Genomic DNA, 12,947 nt, shown 5'->3' on the forward strand with positions numbered 1-12,947 from the left:
GCCCGGGGACGCCCCGACCGCACCGTGGGTCGCGTTGGCCTACGACGGCAGCGCGGAGGCGGTGGCCGAAGCCGACCGGTTGCTGCGCAGCGTCGACCTGTCGAGCACCCCAATGCTGGGCCGGGCGGCCGGCCCGGACTACCGGCTGCACTGGCTCGACGACTCGCGGCCCGGGGCGTGGCGGTTGTGGCCGGCGTCCTGGCCAGGACGCCACGATCGGGCCGGTTGGGTGCCGTTGGCGGTCTCCTGGGGGCTGACCATCTTGCTCGGTGCGCTGGCGCTGCTGATAGCGGTGCTGCTGTTCCAGAACTCGCCGCCCGAATCGCCGCAGCCGCCGGTGCCGACCAACCAGAGCGCGTCCGGTGGCGAGGGTTCACCGTCGGACCAGACCGGATCGGCTGAGCCGACGGAGGGCCAGGAGTCTGGTACCACCGAGACCGGGGCCAGTTCACCGGGTGAGGACGGCTCGCCCAGCAGGGAGCCGTCGATGGGCACCGCGGGCGAGGGCGAGGCCACCGATACTCAGCCTCCACCGCCGGTGAACACCAAGTTGTGAGCCGACGATGAACCCGTTCGATGTCATCGCCACCGACCTGGACGGCACCTTCCTGACCGACGACAAGCAGGTGCCGGAGCTCAATGCGCGGGCGGTCCGGGTGGCCGCCGGCCGTGGCATCCCGACCATCTACGCGTCCGGTCGCCCGGTCCGGTGGTTCGGTGTGCTGGACGCGCTGGCCGAGACCCATGGCTGGGCGGTGGCGGCGAACGGTGCGGTCACCGTGGATCTGTTCAACCGACGGGTGGTGCATGCCCGCACCATGGATCCGGCGCTGGTCGCCGAGGTTGCGGCTGAGATCCGCCGGGCGCTGCCCACCGCAGGTTTTGCTGTGGAGTACCTGCGCGAGTGGGGCGCCGAACCGCACTACCTGCACCCTGACCGGGGGCAACTGCGGGCCCCGGTGGCCGAGTTGCTGGAACGTGAGCCGGTGGTCAAGTTCCTAGTCGTAGACCCGGCCACCCCCACCGATGAGCTGGCCGCGGTGGTGGCTGAACTGACCGACGAGCGGTTGACGGTGACCTTCAGCCATGTCTCGACGGCCGGCATGCTGGAACTGTCCGCGGCCGGGGTGAGCAAGGCGCTGGCGTTGGCCGAGCTGCTGGACGACTTGGCGGTGCCGGCGTCCCGGCTGGTGGCCTTCGGCGACATGCCCAATGACCTGCCGATGCTGGGCCTGGCCGGGCAGGGCTACGCAATGCCCCGGTCGCACCCCTCGGTGATCGCGGCCGGCTACCCGGTGGTCGGCGACAACAACGACGCCGGGGTGGGACGCACGATCCTGCGACTGCTCGGCGAGCCGGTGGCAGACTGAGTCGAAGCAGCGGGCAAGGAGGGCCATGCCGTTGTCCAATGACCTGCCGACGATCTACACCGTTGCCAGGCAAGCCGGAGTTTCGGTGGCCACGGTGTCCAGGGTGCTGCGCGGCAGCCCACACACCTCGGAGGAGGCCCGGGAGCGGGTGCAGGCTGCGGTGGCCGCGGTCGGGTACTCGCCGCTGCGCCGGACTCGGGGACGTCCGGTGACCCACGGTGTGGTCGTGCCCAACCTGGCCGAACGCGCCTGGACCGAGTTCCTGCTCGGCCTGCAGTCACCGGCGGGCTCCGACGCCCGGGATGACGTCCGGGTTGCCCGGATGGTGCTGGCCTGTGACGAGATCGGCGGGCCGGGCGATGTGGACGACGCGGTGGAAGCGCTGGCGGACCGCACCAACGGGCTGGTGATCTGCCAGGCGACCGCGTCCGACGAACTCGTCGCCCGACTGGCGAGCGAGCAGCCGGTGGTGCTGGTGGGGCGCGGCCAACTGCCCGGCTGCGACCTGCTGGACATCGACCAGCGCTCCCCCATCGCCGAACTGGTTGCGGGACTGTTCCAGCTGGGGCTTCGCCGGACGCTCTTCGTCGGGGACAAGGCCGCCGGCCAGGCAATCGGGGGCGGCAAGCCGCCCTGCGTTCAGCCTTGGCGCACCTCGGTGCTGAGGAGGCACTGCCGCCGCTGCCGGTGGCGACCGATGAGGCGGGCGCCGATGAGGCGCTGCCGAGCCTGCTGGCGGCGATCGGCAAGGTGGACGTGGCAGTCTGTGCCTCCGATGAACTGGCGCTGCGGTTGCTGCACGTGCTGGTGTGGCGCCGGGTGCGCGTCCCGCAGGACCTCGCGGTGGTCGGCTGGGGCGGTTCAGCGGCCGCCGACTACGTGGTGCCCCGGCTCACCACGGTCCGCGACCGCAGCCGGGAACTCGGCGAGCTCGCCGCGGCCCGGCTACGGGCACGGCTGGCTGGCGATGACGCTGGTGACCAGCCGCAGACGCTGCGTGGTGAGGTGGTCTGGCGGGAGAGCACCGGCCGGCCTGGATGATCAGAGCGGGGCACGGTCTGGCTAGACTGACCGGACGGACGCATTGGCGAGGGGCGTTAGCTCAGCAGGTTAGAGCAGGGGACTCATAATCCCTGGGTCGCGGGTTCGAGCCCCGCACGCCCCACCCGTATCCCGCCTTGTCAACGACGAACAGAACAAGCCGCGAACGTGGCTATCAAGCGCGGTTGCTAACGGTTTGCTAACGGAACCCAATTTCAGGCCCCCCAAACTGCCTTGGCGAAGACCTCCACCGCGCGGTCATCATCCTTGGGAATTGCGTCGGCGTATACGTTCAGCGTCACGCTGGGGTCCTTGTGGCCAAGCCGCTTGCTGACGATGTGAACGGGCACGCCCTCGCGAAGCAGCGTGGTCGCGTGGGTGTGTCGCGTGCCGTGCAGCGTGAGCCTGGGCAACCCTAACCCTCGCTGCTCGGTGACGAAGGTCTTGGTTAGGTAGTCCGGCAGCACCCGACTGCCGTCCTCCCACGTGAACACCAGATCGGTCTCGTTGGCGTAGGCCGGGCCCCACTGCAACCGTTCCGCCGCCTGCGTCTTGCGCCACGCCCTCAATGCCGCCAAGGTCTGAGGATCGATCGCAATCGTCCGGTTCTCGTGATTCTTGGTGTCAGTGGTTACGACTTCCTGCCCGATCTGGGTTGCGGACCTCTCCACAACCACATGCCCGGTCTCAAGGCTGACGTGCGCCCAATCGAGCGCGCATAACTCCCCGCGCCGCATGCCCGTTGCCAACGCCAGCGTCCACACCATCACCCAACGGGACGATTCCACGCCAGCGAGGAAAGCGCGCTGCTGCTGCCCGGTCCACGTCACATGCTTCGGCTTGACACCACGCGGCGCCTTCGAGCCCACCACCGGGTTGATTGGGATGACCCGCTCCACCACCGCATCGTTGAGTGCCTTTCGCAGGATCGAGCGGGCATACTGAACCGACCGAGCAGACAGCGCTGCCCCACCCTTGCCGCCGCCCTTCTGCAGTTCAGCGAACACGACCGACAGCCGCATTGGCGACAGTTCCTGCAACTTGTCCATGCCCAGCGCCGGTTTCAGGTAGCTGTCAATCTTGCTGCGGTATGAGTGGACGGTAGACGGCTTCAACTCAACACTGTGAGCCTCTAGCCAGGCGTCCAGCCACTCCCCCACGGTCACGTCCCGACGAACCACATGCGTGCCCTTGTTCGACGCCGAGCGCGCGTCATCGCGAGCCTGTTTCGCGGCCTTTGCGGTGGAGAAGCCGCCGTACCAACGCGGCTTCGTCTTGCCCGTCTCGGGGTCCTTCTCGCGGATGACATAGCTGTAGGTGGCACCGCGCTTGATGATGCCGTCCTTCATCGCGTGTGACTTGGCGCTTTTCACTGCGGGGGCCTTGGCGGGCGGGGGCATATCAGTCCTTTCGCTGGGTTCGGGCCGGAGGGATGAGTCCCTGGCGTCGTGCTCTGGCAACCGCCTTGCGGGCTTGGTCGATGGTCACAAGGCCATTGCTGAAACCGGCCTCGGCAAGGGCCTGCCGCACTGCCTTCGTCGGGGCGCGGCCGCCAGCCAAGTAGGCAGGCGCGACAACTGTGGCCAGCATGTCATCGCTGAGCGCGGGGATGGGGCCGGGCTTGCGCTCGCCCTTGCGGGGTGCCTTGGCGTCGGCGCTCAGGATGTCCACCATGGGGGCGGGCAGTCGGTCCCCGTACTCCCGGAGCATATGACGAGCGCCGTCCAGTGCGCTTTCGACGAGGGACCCCACCGGGACCTGCCGGAGAAGGCGCGCCGTGACCTGAGCCGACACCTCGGGACCCAGCACGTTGAGCTCCGAGAGCTTCGCAAGGGTCTCCGACGCGTGCAGCGCGCCCGGCACGGTGCGGATGGACAGACCCCCGCAGAACAGCGCCCCGTCAGCATCCCGCCACACTTCGATGTCCACTTGGACATCGGCCCAGAAGTCGCCACGCTCAAACTCCTCGCGGTCGATGACGGGGCGGCCATCCTCGCTGCGTGTGGTGATCGCGTCCATGGCGGGGAAGGGCACCGACTCCAGGCCGTCGGCGGTGATCCTGAACCCGACGGTGATCCCGTTTGCCTTGCTAACCCCGGTGACCATCGTTCGCATGTCACGATTCTAGCATGATTACGTCACGTTAATCCACATATGCGGGGATGATTGACCGGGAACTAGGCACAGTATATTGGCATAGTTGTGTCACGAACGTGCCGTATCGTGATTGGCATGACAGAACGAGTTGGTGGCGTCGGCCATGCCGAGCGCCTTGCGGGAGTGCGTGACCTCGCTCGCTCGGGGGAAGCCCGGATGATTCGCCAGCACGCCAACTTGACCCGCGCCGAGGTGGCGCGTGCGGTTGGCGTCGATCCCTCCACGGTGAGCCGTTGGGAAAGCGGGGAGCGGCGTCCGCGTGGCGCCGCCGCTGCTCGGTACGCCGACCTACTGCGTAGGTTGAGCCTGTTTGAGCCGGAGGGACGATGACCCAGCCGGCGGCCACCAACCACACGAGTAGCGCAGATCTAGGGGAACTCTGCGCTCGGACCACCTTGGACGATATTCGGCACCTGGCCGTGATTCGGGTTTGGCCCGAAGCCGCCGAACTGCTGGGCATCTCCAAGGCCAGCGCCTACCGGGCCGCCGAGAGCGGCCAGATACCAACCTTGCGGCTTGGGCGCCGGCTGCTGGTGCCCGTGCCGCGTCTGCTCGCCATGTTGGGCGACGAGGGGAGTCCCGATGTTGCTGCAGCGTGAAGAACGCCGCCCCGCTGGGAACGGGCACGGCGCTCGGGAAATCATCACTGGCACCTTCAGGTTAGCCGACCTCGACCAGGAGGCGGAGCGGGTGCGCGGCGCCTTCGTCGTGAAGGTCAGCATCACGACAGCCAACCGCCCCGCCGTGCTACCCGACGACCCGCCCGCCGTGCGATACCGCCGCCGCGTGTTCCTGTCGATCGCCGCGGCCGAGCGGGCCGCACGCAACGCAAGCGAGCGGGGCGAGAGCGCCCGCATCTACCTGTGCGAGCTGCTGCCCGTTCAGCGCGTCCAGGGGGGTTGACGCATGACCTACGCCGACACCGCTCAGCACGCCGCAGAATCACACTTCCGGTGGCAGTCGCAGGCCCGGGCCGCCCTTGCGAACATCGACTGGGAGGCAGTACAGCACCGCTTCCTACAGGACGTGCTGAACGCCGCCATGCCCCAGTACTGGGAGGCCCGCGCTCGCGTGCTGGAGGACGCCCGCCCAAGGTCAACCGACTTCCTTGGCCGCGCGACGAGGGCCGAGGTAGCCGCCCATGACGCCCGACTGGCGGCCGACGCCGCACGCTGCCGAATCCAAGCGGCCTTGCTGCGCGATGACGACCTGCTGAGCGACCACCACGCCACCGACGTTGCGATGTGCCTTGGTGAGAACGCCACGGCTGACTGGGGGATGGCCGCGTGACCGAGCAAATCACAGATTCCATCGACGATGCCATGACCCCGGACCAGAGTTACTGGGATTCGCTGCTCGCAGAAGATCCGGTGCCCACCTTCGACACCGAGGTGCAGCGGCGTGCCTATCGGCTGCGCGTCGATCGGGCCGCGCACGACCTGTTGGACGCCGAGAACCGGCCCACCCCCGAGCCGTTGGACGTGGCGACGCTCGCCGACGTGCTCACCCGCCCCGCCCCGACCGCCGATCGCATCGAAGGCCTTGCGCCCTGGGAAGGTTCAACCCTCATTACCGCCATGCGCAAGACCGGCAAGACCACCATGGCCGGCAACCTGGCCCGCTGCCTCATCACCGGAGCGCCGTTCCTGGGCCGCTTCGAAGTGAAGCCCCTCAACGGCACCCTCGCGTTCCTGAACTACGAGGTGAGCGGCCACCAGCTCGCCCGCTGGCTCGATGAGATGGGCGTCGACCAGGACAGGGTGTTGCTCGCGAACCTCCGTGGCCGCGCGAACCCGCTCACCCACCCGGACGCCCGCGGCGAGCTGTCCGAACGGCTGAAGGTGGCGGGGGTTGAGGCGATCATCGTCGACCCGTTCGGCCGCGCATTCACCGGCGACGACCAGAACAACGCGGGGCAGGTCACCAAGTTCCTGATGGATCTGGAGACGTTCGTCCGCAGCGAAGTCGGCGCTCGTGACCTATTCCTGACCAACCACGCCGGGTGGGACGCCGAACGAAGCAGGGGTTCAACCGCCCTCGAAGACTGGCCCGACGCACTGTGGCGCATCGTGCGTGACCAGAACCGCGACGATAGCTCGCGCTACTTCTCAGCCTTCGGCCGCGACGTGGAGGTGAGCGAGGACCAACTGAGCTTCGACCCCGACACACGTCGCCTATCACTCACGGGCACGGGGTCGCGCCGCCAAGCCAGCGCCGCTCGGAAGAACGACGAACTTGCGAACGCGTGCGTGCGGATCGTTGAGCTCATGCCTGGCATCAACGGGTCGAGCCTGGAGCAGCGACTAAAGACCGAGGGCTTCAGCTTCCAGCGCGGTGCCGGCGTCAAGGCAGCCAAGTGCGCGGTGGAGGCCGGCCTACTGCGCATCGAGTCGGGCTCCAACAATCAAAAGCGCTTCTTCTCTAACCAGCCTTCCCAAGCCTTCCCAAGCCTTCCCACCGGGAACGCTCCAAGCTATCCCAACCCCTCCTATAGGAGGGGGATAGCTGGGAGGACGGCTGAGGAGCCAAGCTATCCCGACCAAACCGGAGACGATTCATGACCATCAACCACGACTCGCGCTGCAAGCGCCCAACTCCACACCTGCGCCGATCCTGGACCGGCGAACCGGAAGCGTACTGCCCCGGCTGCGGAAGAAACGCGCGACTAGAAGGCCAAGCGCCCGGCAACACCAACTCGCGAACCATTCACTCGGTTAGCGACCCGTTAGCAGACAGTCATCTGACTAGGCATGATGACGCTTCTAAGGGAGTAGCAATCCCTTGGCGCAGCATCCCCGAGCCCGCCTCGATGGGTCTTGGTGATCACCAATGACCAACCAGCCTCGTAACCCGAACTGGCCAACCCATCGGCGGCGCCGCGCGAACCCACCACCATCAAGACCAGCTACCCGAAGGGGAAACCTCAGATGAGTCAGTGCAAAGCCACCAACCGGCAAGGAAACCGCTGCGGACGCTCCGCGGTCCCGGGCGCCACGGTCTGCAATATGCACGGCGGCAAGGCCCCGCAAGTCCAAGCGAAAGCTGCCGAACGGCTCCTGGAGGCCCAAGCGACCGCCTACGTCCAGCGGTTCGGAGGCCGCACCGACATCGACCCGCCGACCGCACTACTGGAGTTGGTGCAGGCCAAGCGTGCGGAGGTCGGCTACTGGGCAGAACAACTGGCCGATCGTGAACCGGAATCGTTAATCGGGGCGCCCGAGTTGGCGCTGCTCCACAAGTCCCAGGACCAACTGGCGTCGTACTCGGTAGGCAGCCTACGAGCCGGGGTGAACGGCACCACCAGCGATAACGCGATGCAGGCGGCGCGGACACTCTTCACAGTGATGCAGCGCGCTATCGATCAGCTGGGGCTGACAGCCGACCAACGCCAGCGCGCGCTCAACGTGATCGCTCGCGAACTGGACGCCCTGGTTGGCCCCGAACACGGCGAGGACGACTTGTGAGCCGCAACCCGTGGCGAACCTGGCGTCTCCAGCGCCACAAGGCCACCAAGAACTACCCCATGAAGCATGGGGAAGCTGGGCGACCCCATGGGCGCCGCAACCGCAACCATCGGAGAACATCATGACCAAACGAGGATCCAGCGCCTACGGGCGCCCGATCGACCGCCAGACCACCAACGCGTTCGGCAGGGTGGTGGAGACCCCACGCAACGAGGAAGACCAGCTGAAGCAGCGCTTTGCCGAGGTCTACGCGAAGCACATGCGTAACCGCTGCCCCAACCATGAGGCCTACCTCGCGGCTATGCGAGGCAGCGTCGACTACTACACCAAGCTCACCGAGACCAGCACCGACGCAGTGGTGACCGGACAGACCAGAATCCACGAACACCGGGAGGGGAACAAGTGATGACCACCAAGACCAGCAACTCAGTGATCGCGGCCCAAACCGCCCTGTTGAAGCGCACCAAGGCAGTGGAGGAATGGGCGGACCAACTGGCCAAAGCGGAAGCCGCTCTGGCGCACAGCGAGAACGCCCAGCCGAGCACCCCCGACGAAGCCCGAGCACTCGCCACGCAACGCGTCACCGACCGCGAATGCGTTGCCCTGGCCACATCGGCTCTCGCCACCGCCAGAGACGCCGAGAATGCCGCCAGACGGGCCGTGATCGCCGCGGAGGCCGAAGACATGGCCCCGGCGATCGCACGCGCCCAGAAGGCCGTTGCAGCCCACCAGCAGCGCACCCGCGAACTGCTCACCGAGCTGGGCACCCATACCGGCTCGGAGCCCGAGCGCTGGCAAATCGTCCGATACGGCACCGGCAACCCTGTCGAGACCAAACTGAAGGCAGCCGTCAAACAACTGCAGGCCACCCAGCAGGCCCTCACCATCGCAAGCCAAGGAGGCGACCCGACCAGCGTCCTACCGCTGGACGAACTGCCCGACTCGCTGCGTATAGGTGGCGTCCTGCCCTGCCAAGCGGCCCACGAACAAGCCGAACGCGACGCCGAAGCCGAACGCCACCGCCAGATCACCGCAGCCGAGCAGGCCGAACTGGACGCAGCCGCGAAGGTGCTCAACCTAGCCCCAGAAGAGCCCACCAGCGAAGTGCACCGACTGCCCGCATCACGGGCCAGCGAGTTCAGGGAGAAGCACCTGGGCGGCACGACCGCCGCCCAAGCGGACGCCTTGCTGACCATCGCACGCCTGGCTGGGCCAAGCCGCGCCCTTGACAACTACCGGCAACTCAAAGCCCGCGAAGCGGCCTGACCCAAAGACCGGTGGAGTCAACACGGTCACCTGGGTGACGTGAAGGCGGGAGAGTCCCAACAACCTTCAGGGACGCCACCATCCCAGCCTGCTCCGCCACACAGAAGACCCCCAGGTACACGGCTCACCTGGGGGTCTTCGCCTTCCCATCTGGCACTCAGCTCCGCGCCTGCAAGCCCTCGCGGGATCGTTGCAGTGGCGTCCGTCGCAACGGAGTACCAGACCGCCGCCGCATCACCGGAGCAACCTGCGGATCGCCGTTCGCTTCGGCGTCTTTGAGGGCGCGCAACTGCCAGTCGGCCAGCGGCTCTTCGGGCGCAGGTGTTACTTCAGGTAACACGTGGCGACGATCGAGGGAGACAGTCTTGTTGCTAGCCCCCACCGTCGGCGCAATCGCCCGCGTGCTCATCCCAGCGGCGCTCAGCATCAAGGTCAGCCCACTTTGGCTGGACTGAACCGGTGGGCATGCTGAAACTCCTCTCGGTGCTAACTGGGTGCTAACGAACTGGGTATGACGGAGTGGGAAACGGAAGGATCTTCAACCCCTGAGATTGGGCAGCCCGCGCCCAAACGAGACAGGGTGAGACTGGGCTTGACGATCCCGGACGGACTCATAATCCCTGGGTCGCGGGTTCGAGCCCCGCACGCCCCACCAGCCAGATCTGGCCATGACCACTGCCGATGGGTCAGGGATGCCGCCGGCGAGCGGCTCCGGGTGGCGCTCGCTCTGATCACAGGCGGCCAAGTGCTTCATACCCGAGGCTTCGGCCGGGCCCGGCCGACAGGTGAGACCCTAACGGGCAGACACCGTTCCGGATCGCCTCCCTCACCAAGTCGATACAGCGCTGGCGGTGCTCCAGTTGGTGGACGCCGGCATGGTCGACCTGGACGCGACGGTTCAGTGTTACCTGCCCTTCCGCTCGGGATGCAGCACACCTCCAGCGTCGACTCCCGGGTCGGCACCACGGGCTGGCGATGGGTCACTGCCACCAGCGGGTGACGACTCGATAGAACGCGGACCGGGAGAACAGCACGCCAGTCGGCTGATTCGGTGCCAAGGGTGCCGGTCAAGCGCATCTGCAGCGCCGTTGTTGCGGCAGACGACGTACAACGGCTGCCGGCGCACCGCCCGCTGGGGCTCGGGCGCTGTCAGCTCTCCAGCTTGCGGAGAATACGCATCACGCTCGGCCAACTACGGGTGGTGATGGCTCCGCCATAGGCCTTCTCCACCCACGCCATGAAGTTGGGCGTCGCTCCCGGCGTGCGGTTGTCGGTCACCGCCAGGATGGCGCGGGCCGCCTCGTCATAGCGGACGATCTCGGTGAGCGGCGCCGGTGTTTCCGGCCTCGCGCGCCCGAAAGCGGCATCCTTGATGAAGGTCACCGTCAAGTAATTGCCGGTGCCGTGCGTCTGGCCCGCGAACGGGTCGCCGTCCGTCAGCGCACGCAGCTCGGAGTATGTCCTGATGATGGTTCGACTGGCGATGCCGAGGTCCTCGGCGAGCGCCAATTCGATCCGTTCCTCCAGCACCGGAACCTGCTCATGGTCAGCGGAGAACACGATGTTGCCGCTGGACAGCACCGACTGCACCTGCTCGAAGCCGAGGCGCTCGAACACACCTCGCGACTTGTGGTTGGTCATGTTGTGACCGCTCGGGGCGATCCCACGCAGCAGAGCGGCGTACCGGATCATGAGTGAGACGCTACCCGTACTCCAGTCTTGATGCCGCCACAGTTGCCCGACGCATCAAAGCCCGCGCTGACGAACGTAGGAGGCGACGTCGACGTTGTACGCCGCATCCTGGATGGTGATCCAGAGCCACGGTTCGCCGTCATCAGCCCAGGTGACTGTGCTATCAACCATCAGCGGGAACCCGTTCACCGTTTCCCAACGTACCGCGTCCAGGATCCACCGGGTCTTCTCCTCGGAGTCGGCTGCCCGCCAGCGCATGGCCTCCATCCGGGTGATGAGGTGAGTGTTGGGGTCGAAGGTCACCGTGAACTCGTCCTCGCCGGAGTCCTCGAACGGCACGATCAGGCGCGCATGAGTCTGATCGATGGCCTCCCAGCGGACCCGTTCGTCGGTCAGGTAGATCGGTGAGAGCCAGACTGACTCGCCCCAAAGGCCCAGGTTGGCGGCCGCGTTCGTCCTGGGCTCGTCCTCGACGGTTTCGAATGGTAGTTCCATCAGCCCGACATCGTCCACGTACCGTTCGTTGACCTTCAACACCGGTAGGCCCCAGATGGTGGCTTCGATGTAGTGGCGGTACGCCTGGCCGGCATCGTGGGTGAACCGGAACCGTCCGGGCATCGTGAACCCCATCGGGCGCAGTCTCGCCGAACCCGTGAAGACCGCCGAGCGGATCACCGGGACCTCGTCACCGAACCCGGTGCGGTAGAAGCGTTCGACCGGGTCCGGAAGTCCGGCTGGAACCGGCACAGTCGGTGGCGTTTCCGCCGCCTGGGCGGAGTAGGCAGGGAACGGCGCGGGGCGAACCCGAAGCCCGATCGCGACCAGCCCGGCAACTGCGAGCAGGACGCCGCCAGTGATCAGACCCGCGCGCTGCAATCCCTTCATCGAACCGACCTCCCCTCGACAGCTGCGCCCAGAACTCGTACCTCCAGCCAAGCGCCGATACGGGTAGGACGCAAGGCCCACTCCTTTTGTCGCCCGGGAGACCTGCAGGAGTCCGCTCCGAGTCGACCCTGCCCGAGGTGTCTGTATCGATCGCCAGAGTGGGCGCGATCGCGGGTCCGCAGTGCGCGCTTGCGTCGTAGGGTGAGGCCATGTCCGCTTTGCAAGCCATCGGGGAACGGCTGTGGATCGTGGACGGCCCCATTGTCAAGGACATCTGGCCGTTCGAAACCCGGATGGTGGTCGCCCAGCTGAGCGACGGTTCATTGTGGGTCGAATCTCCAGTAATAGTGAGCTACCCCACCCTGCAGGAGCTGGTCGCGCTCGGGCCGGTCACGCACCTGCTGGCCTCGACCCCCAGGCACGTCTGGCGGTTGGGCCCGTGGCACGAGCTGTTCCCGGAGGCTCAGACCTGGGCCCCGCCGGACACCCCGGTGACGTTGAAGCCGGACTTCTTCTCCCCCTCCGGACGACTGACCGACAGCCCGGAACCGGACTGGGCCGCCGACTTCGACCAAGTGCTCGTCGCGGGCAGCCGGTTCGTCGACGAGGTGGTGTACCTGCACCGGCCCTCGCGCACCCTGATCGTCCAGGACCTGATCGAGGTCCACCGCCGCTACCCTTCCGCTGTCAAGAACGCGCTGGTCCGCTTGGGTGGGGTGGGCGAACCCGAAGGCGGCACGCCGCTCGACATCCGCGTCTCCTTCCTGGATCGCAAGGCCGCCCGAGCCAGCCTTGAGCGGGTGCTGAGCTGGGACTTCGACAAACTCGTGATCGCCCACGGCCCGATCTTCACCTCCGGCGTCCGCCAGATCGTGGAGAACGCCTTCGCCTGGGCTGTGCGCCAGCGGTCGCAGCTACCGGCGATTCCAGCAGGGCTGCCGGTGGAAGCGGCTTGAGGTACCGCTGGTCAAGGCTCGAAATATCGCCGCCCCCTGACACGTTGTGGTCGAGAAAGCCGACACCATCTCGTCGGTCTCCAAGCCAGAGGAGGCACGGCAAATGACTGTACGCA

16 protein-coding genes, 1 tRNA gene and 2 pseudogenes are annotated in these 12,947 nt (G+C 66.9%); 14 read left to right on the top strand and 5 right to left on the bottom strand.

The genetic code is table 11. The annotated features are described in order from the left end of the window. From WBL05_RS05470 to WBL05_RS05480, 3 genes and pseudogenes are all read left to right on the top strand, one after another. Positions 1 to 556 (top strand): annotated as a pseudogene (locus WBL05_RS05470) (hypothetical protein); the annotation flags it as partial. Positions 557 to 563: 7 nt separating this feature from the next. Continuing rightward, the gene (locus tag WBL05_RS05475; protein WP_424224301.1) at positions 564 to 1,370 is read left to right on the top strand and encodes an HAD-IIB family hydrolase; all 807 of its coding nucleotides are present in this window, start codon (positions 564 to 566) and stop codon (positions 1,368 to 1,370) included. 25 nt (positions 1,371 to 1,395) lie between these two features. Beyond that, positions 1,396 to 1,542 (top strand): annotated as a pseudogene (locus tag WBL05_RS05480) (LacI family DNA-binding transcriptional regulator); the annotation flags it as partial. Between the two features lie 105 nt (positions 1,543 to 1,647). Here the strand turns inward: WBL05_RS05480 and WBL05_RS05485 are convergent. Beyond that, complete coding sequence (locus WBL05_RS05485; RefSeq protein WP_424224302.1) at positions 1,648 to 2,043, bottom strand: hypothetical protein; 396 nt, start codon at positions 2,041 to 2,043, stop codon at positions 1,648 to 1,650. Between WBL05_RS05485 and WBL05_RS05490 the strand changes: the two genes are divergently transcribed. Beyond that, positions 2,016 to 2,411, top strand: coding sequence for a substrate-binding domain-containing protein (locus tag WBL05_RS05490; RefSeq protein ID WP_424224304.1), 396 nt, complete (start codon positions 2,016 to 2,018; stop codon positions 2,409 to 2,411). The genes WBL05_RS05485 and WBL05_RS05490 overlap by 28 nt on opposite strands. Before the next feature lie 50 nt (positions 2,412 to 2,461). Then, positions 2,462 to 2,535, top strand: a tRNA-Ile gene (locus WBL05_RS05495). A 91-nt stretch (positions 2,536 to 2,626) separates the two neighbouring features. Here WBL05_RS05495 and WBL05_RS05500 read toward each other — a convergent pair. Next, complete coding sequence (locus tag WBL05_RS05500) at positions 2,627 to 3,760, bottom strand: tyrosine-type recombinase/integrase (RefSeq protein ID WP_424224306.1); 1,134 nt, start codon at positions 3,758 to 3,760, stop codon at positions 2,627 to 2,629. Positions 3,761 to 3,812: 52 nt separating this feature from the next. Beyond that, entirely contained in the window at positions 3,813 to 4,526 is a 714-nt protein-coding gene (locus WBL05_RS05505; RefSeq protein ID WP_424224308.1) for a hypothetical protein, read from the bottom strand. 198 nt (positions 4,527 to 4,724) lie between these two features. Between WBL05_RS05505 and WBL05_RS05510 the strand changes: the two genes are divergently transcribed. From WBL05_RS05510 to WBL05_RS05545, 8 genes are all read left to right on the top strand, one after another. After that, positions 4,725 to 4,898 carry a helix-turn-helix domain-containing protein gene (locus WBL05_RS05510; RefSeq protein ID WP_424224354.1) on the top strand — a complete coding sequence of 58 codons (174 nt, stop codon included), beginning with the start codon at positions 4,725 to 4,727 and terminating at the stop codon, positions 4,896 to 4,898. Next, positions 4,895 to 5,167 (top strand): helix-turn-helix domain-containing protein, encoded by a 273-nt coding sequence (locus tag WBL05_RS05515; RefSeq protein ID WP_424224309.1) that lies wholly within the window; start codon positions 4,895 to 4,897, stop codon positions 5,165 to 5,167. The genes WBL05_RS05510 and WBL05_RS05515 overlap by 4 nt, the downstream gene beginning before the upstream one ends. Then, the gene (locus tag WBL05_RS05520; RefSeq protein WP_424224310.1) at positions 5,151 to 5,471 is read left to right on the top strand and encodes a hypothetical protein; all 321 of its coding nucleotides are present in this window, start codon (positions 5,151 to 5,153) and stop codon (positions 5,469 to 5,471) included. The genes WBL05_RS05515 and WBL05_RS05520 overlap by 17 nt, the downstream gene beginning before the upstream one ends. A 3-nt stretch (positions 5,472 to 5,474) precedes the next feature. Continuing rightward, complete coding sequence (locus tag WBL05_RS05525) at positions 5,475 to 5,858, top strand: hypothetical protein (protein ID WP_424224311.1); 384 nt, start codon at positions 5,475 to 5,477, stop codon at positions 5,856 to 5,858. Beyond that, on the top strand, positions 5,855 to 7,129 hold the full coding sequence (locus WBL05_RS05530; RefSeq protein WP_424224312.1) for an ATP-binding protein: 1,275 nt from the start codon (positions 5,855 to 5,857) through the stop codon (positions 7,127 to 7,129). Before WBL05_RS05525 ends, WBL05_RS05530 begins: the two co-directional genes overlap by 4 nt. Before the next feature lie 366 nt (positions 7,130 to 7,495). After that, complete coding sequence (locus tag WBL05_RS05535; protein ID WP_424224313.1) at positions 7,496 to 8,032, top strand: HGGxSTG domain-containing protein; 537 nt, start codon at positions 7,496 to 7,498, stop codon at positions 8,030 to 8,032. Between the two features lie 121 nt (positions 8,033 to 8,153). Beyond that, positions 8,154 to 8,438 (top strand): hypothetical protein, encoded by a 285-nt coding sequence (locus WBL05_RS05540; RefSeq protein ID WP_424224315.1) that lies wholly within the window; start codon positions 8,154 to 8,156, stop codon positions 8,436 to 8,438. Further along, the gene (locus WBL05_RS05545; RefSeq protein WP_424224317.1) at positions 8,438 to 9,298 is read left to right on the top strand and encodes a hypothetical protein; all 861 of its coding nucleotides are present in this window, start codon (positions 8,438 to 8,440) and stop codon (positions 9,296 to 9,298) included. Before WBL05_RS05540 ends, WBL05_RS05545 begins: the two co-directional genes overlap by 1 nt. A gap of 1,149 nt (positions 9,299 to 10,447) precedes the next feature. Here the strand turns inward: WBL05_RS05545 and WBL05_RS05550 are convergent. Together WBL05_RS05550 and WBL05_RS05555 are read right to left on the bottom strand one after the other, a co-directional pair. Beyond that, entirely contained in the window at positions 10,448 to 10,990 is a 543-nt protein-coding gene (locus tag WBL05_RS05550; RefSeq protein WP_424224318.1) for a DUF1697 domain-containing protein, read from the bottom strand. Positions 10,991 to 11,044: 54 nt separating this feature from the next. Further along, positions 11,045 to 11,875: a DUF6544 family protein gene (locus WBL05_RS05555; protein ID WP_424224320.1), complete on the bottom strand. Its 831-nt coding sequence runs from the start codon at positions 11,873 to 11,875 to the stop codon at positions 11,045 to 11,047. 209 nt (positions 11,876 to 12,084) lie between these two features. Between WBL05_RS05555 and WBL05_RS05560 the strand changes: the two genes are divergently transcribed. Continuing rightward, complete coding sequence (locus WBL05_RS05560; protein ID WP_424224322.1) at positions 12,085 to 12,831, top strand: DUF4336 domain-containing protein; 747 nt, start codon at positions 12,085 to 12,087, stop codon at positions 12,829 to 12,831. Positions 12,832 to 12,947 lie beyond the last annotated feature (116 nt).

This window comes from Brooklawnia sp. (genome assembly GCF_049651565.1).
Lineage (GTDB): Bacteria > Actinomycetota > Actinomycetes > Propionibacteriales > Propionibacteriaceae > Brooklawnia.

Excerpts from the sequence above, each read along its gene's own strand:
- WBL05_RS05475 (WP_424224301.1), top strand. The coding sequence starts at position 564 with ATGAACCCGTTCGATGTCATCGCCACCGACCTGGACGGCACCTTCCTG.
- WBL05_RS05500 (WP_424224306.1), bottom strand. The coding sequence starts at position 3,760 with ATGAAGGACGGCATCATCAAGCGCGGTGCCACCTACAGCTATGTCATC.
- WBL05_RS05505 (WP_424224308.1), bottom strand. The coding sequence starts at position 4,526 with ATGCGAACGATGGTCACCGGGGTTAGCAAGGCAAACGGGATCACCGTC.
- WBL05_RS05510 (WP_424224354.1), top strand. The coding sequence starts at position 4,725 with ATGATTCGCCAGCACGCCAACTTGACCCGCGCCGAGGTGGCGCGTGCG.
- WBL05_RS05515 (WP_424224309.1), top strand. The coding sequence starts at position 4,895 with ATGACCCAGCCGGCGGCCACCAACCACACGAGTAGCGCAGATCTAGGG.
- WBL05_RS05520 (WP_424224310.1), top strand. The coding sequence starts at position 5,151 with ATGTTGCTGCAGCGTGAAGAACGCCGCCCCGCTGGGAACGGGCACGGC.
- WBL05_RS05525 (WP_424224311.1), top strand. The coding sequence starts at position 5,475 with ATGACCTACGCCGACACCGCTCAGCACGCCGCAGAATCACACTTCCGG.
- WBL05_RS05535 (WP_424224313.1), top strand. The coding sequence starts at position 7,496 with ATGAGTCAGTGCAAAGCCACCAACCGGCAAGGAAACCGCTGCGGACGC.
- WBL05_RS05540 (WP_424224315.1), top strand. The coding sequence starts at position 8,154 with ATGACCAAACGAGGATCCAGCGCCTACGGGCGCCCGATCGACCGCCAG.
- WBL05_RS05545 (WP_424224317.1), top strand. The coding sequence starts at position 8,438 with ATGACCACCAAGACCAGCAACTCAGTGATCGCGGCCCAAACCGCCCTG.
- WBL05_RS05550 (WP_424224318.1), bottom strand. The coding sequence starts at position 10,990 with ATGATCCGGTACGCCGCTCTGCTGCGTGGGATCGCCCCGAGCGGTCAC.
- WBL05_RS05555 (WP_424224320.1), bottom strand. The coding sequence starts at position 11,875 with ATGAAGGGATTGCAGCGCGCGGGTCTGATCACTGGCGGCGTCCTGCTC.
- WBL05_RS05560 (WP_424224322.1), top strand. The coding sequence starts at position 12,085 with ATGTCCGCTTTGCAAGCCATCGGGGAACGGCTGTGGATCGTGGACGGC.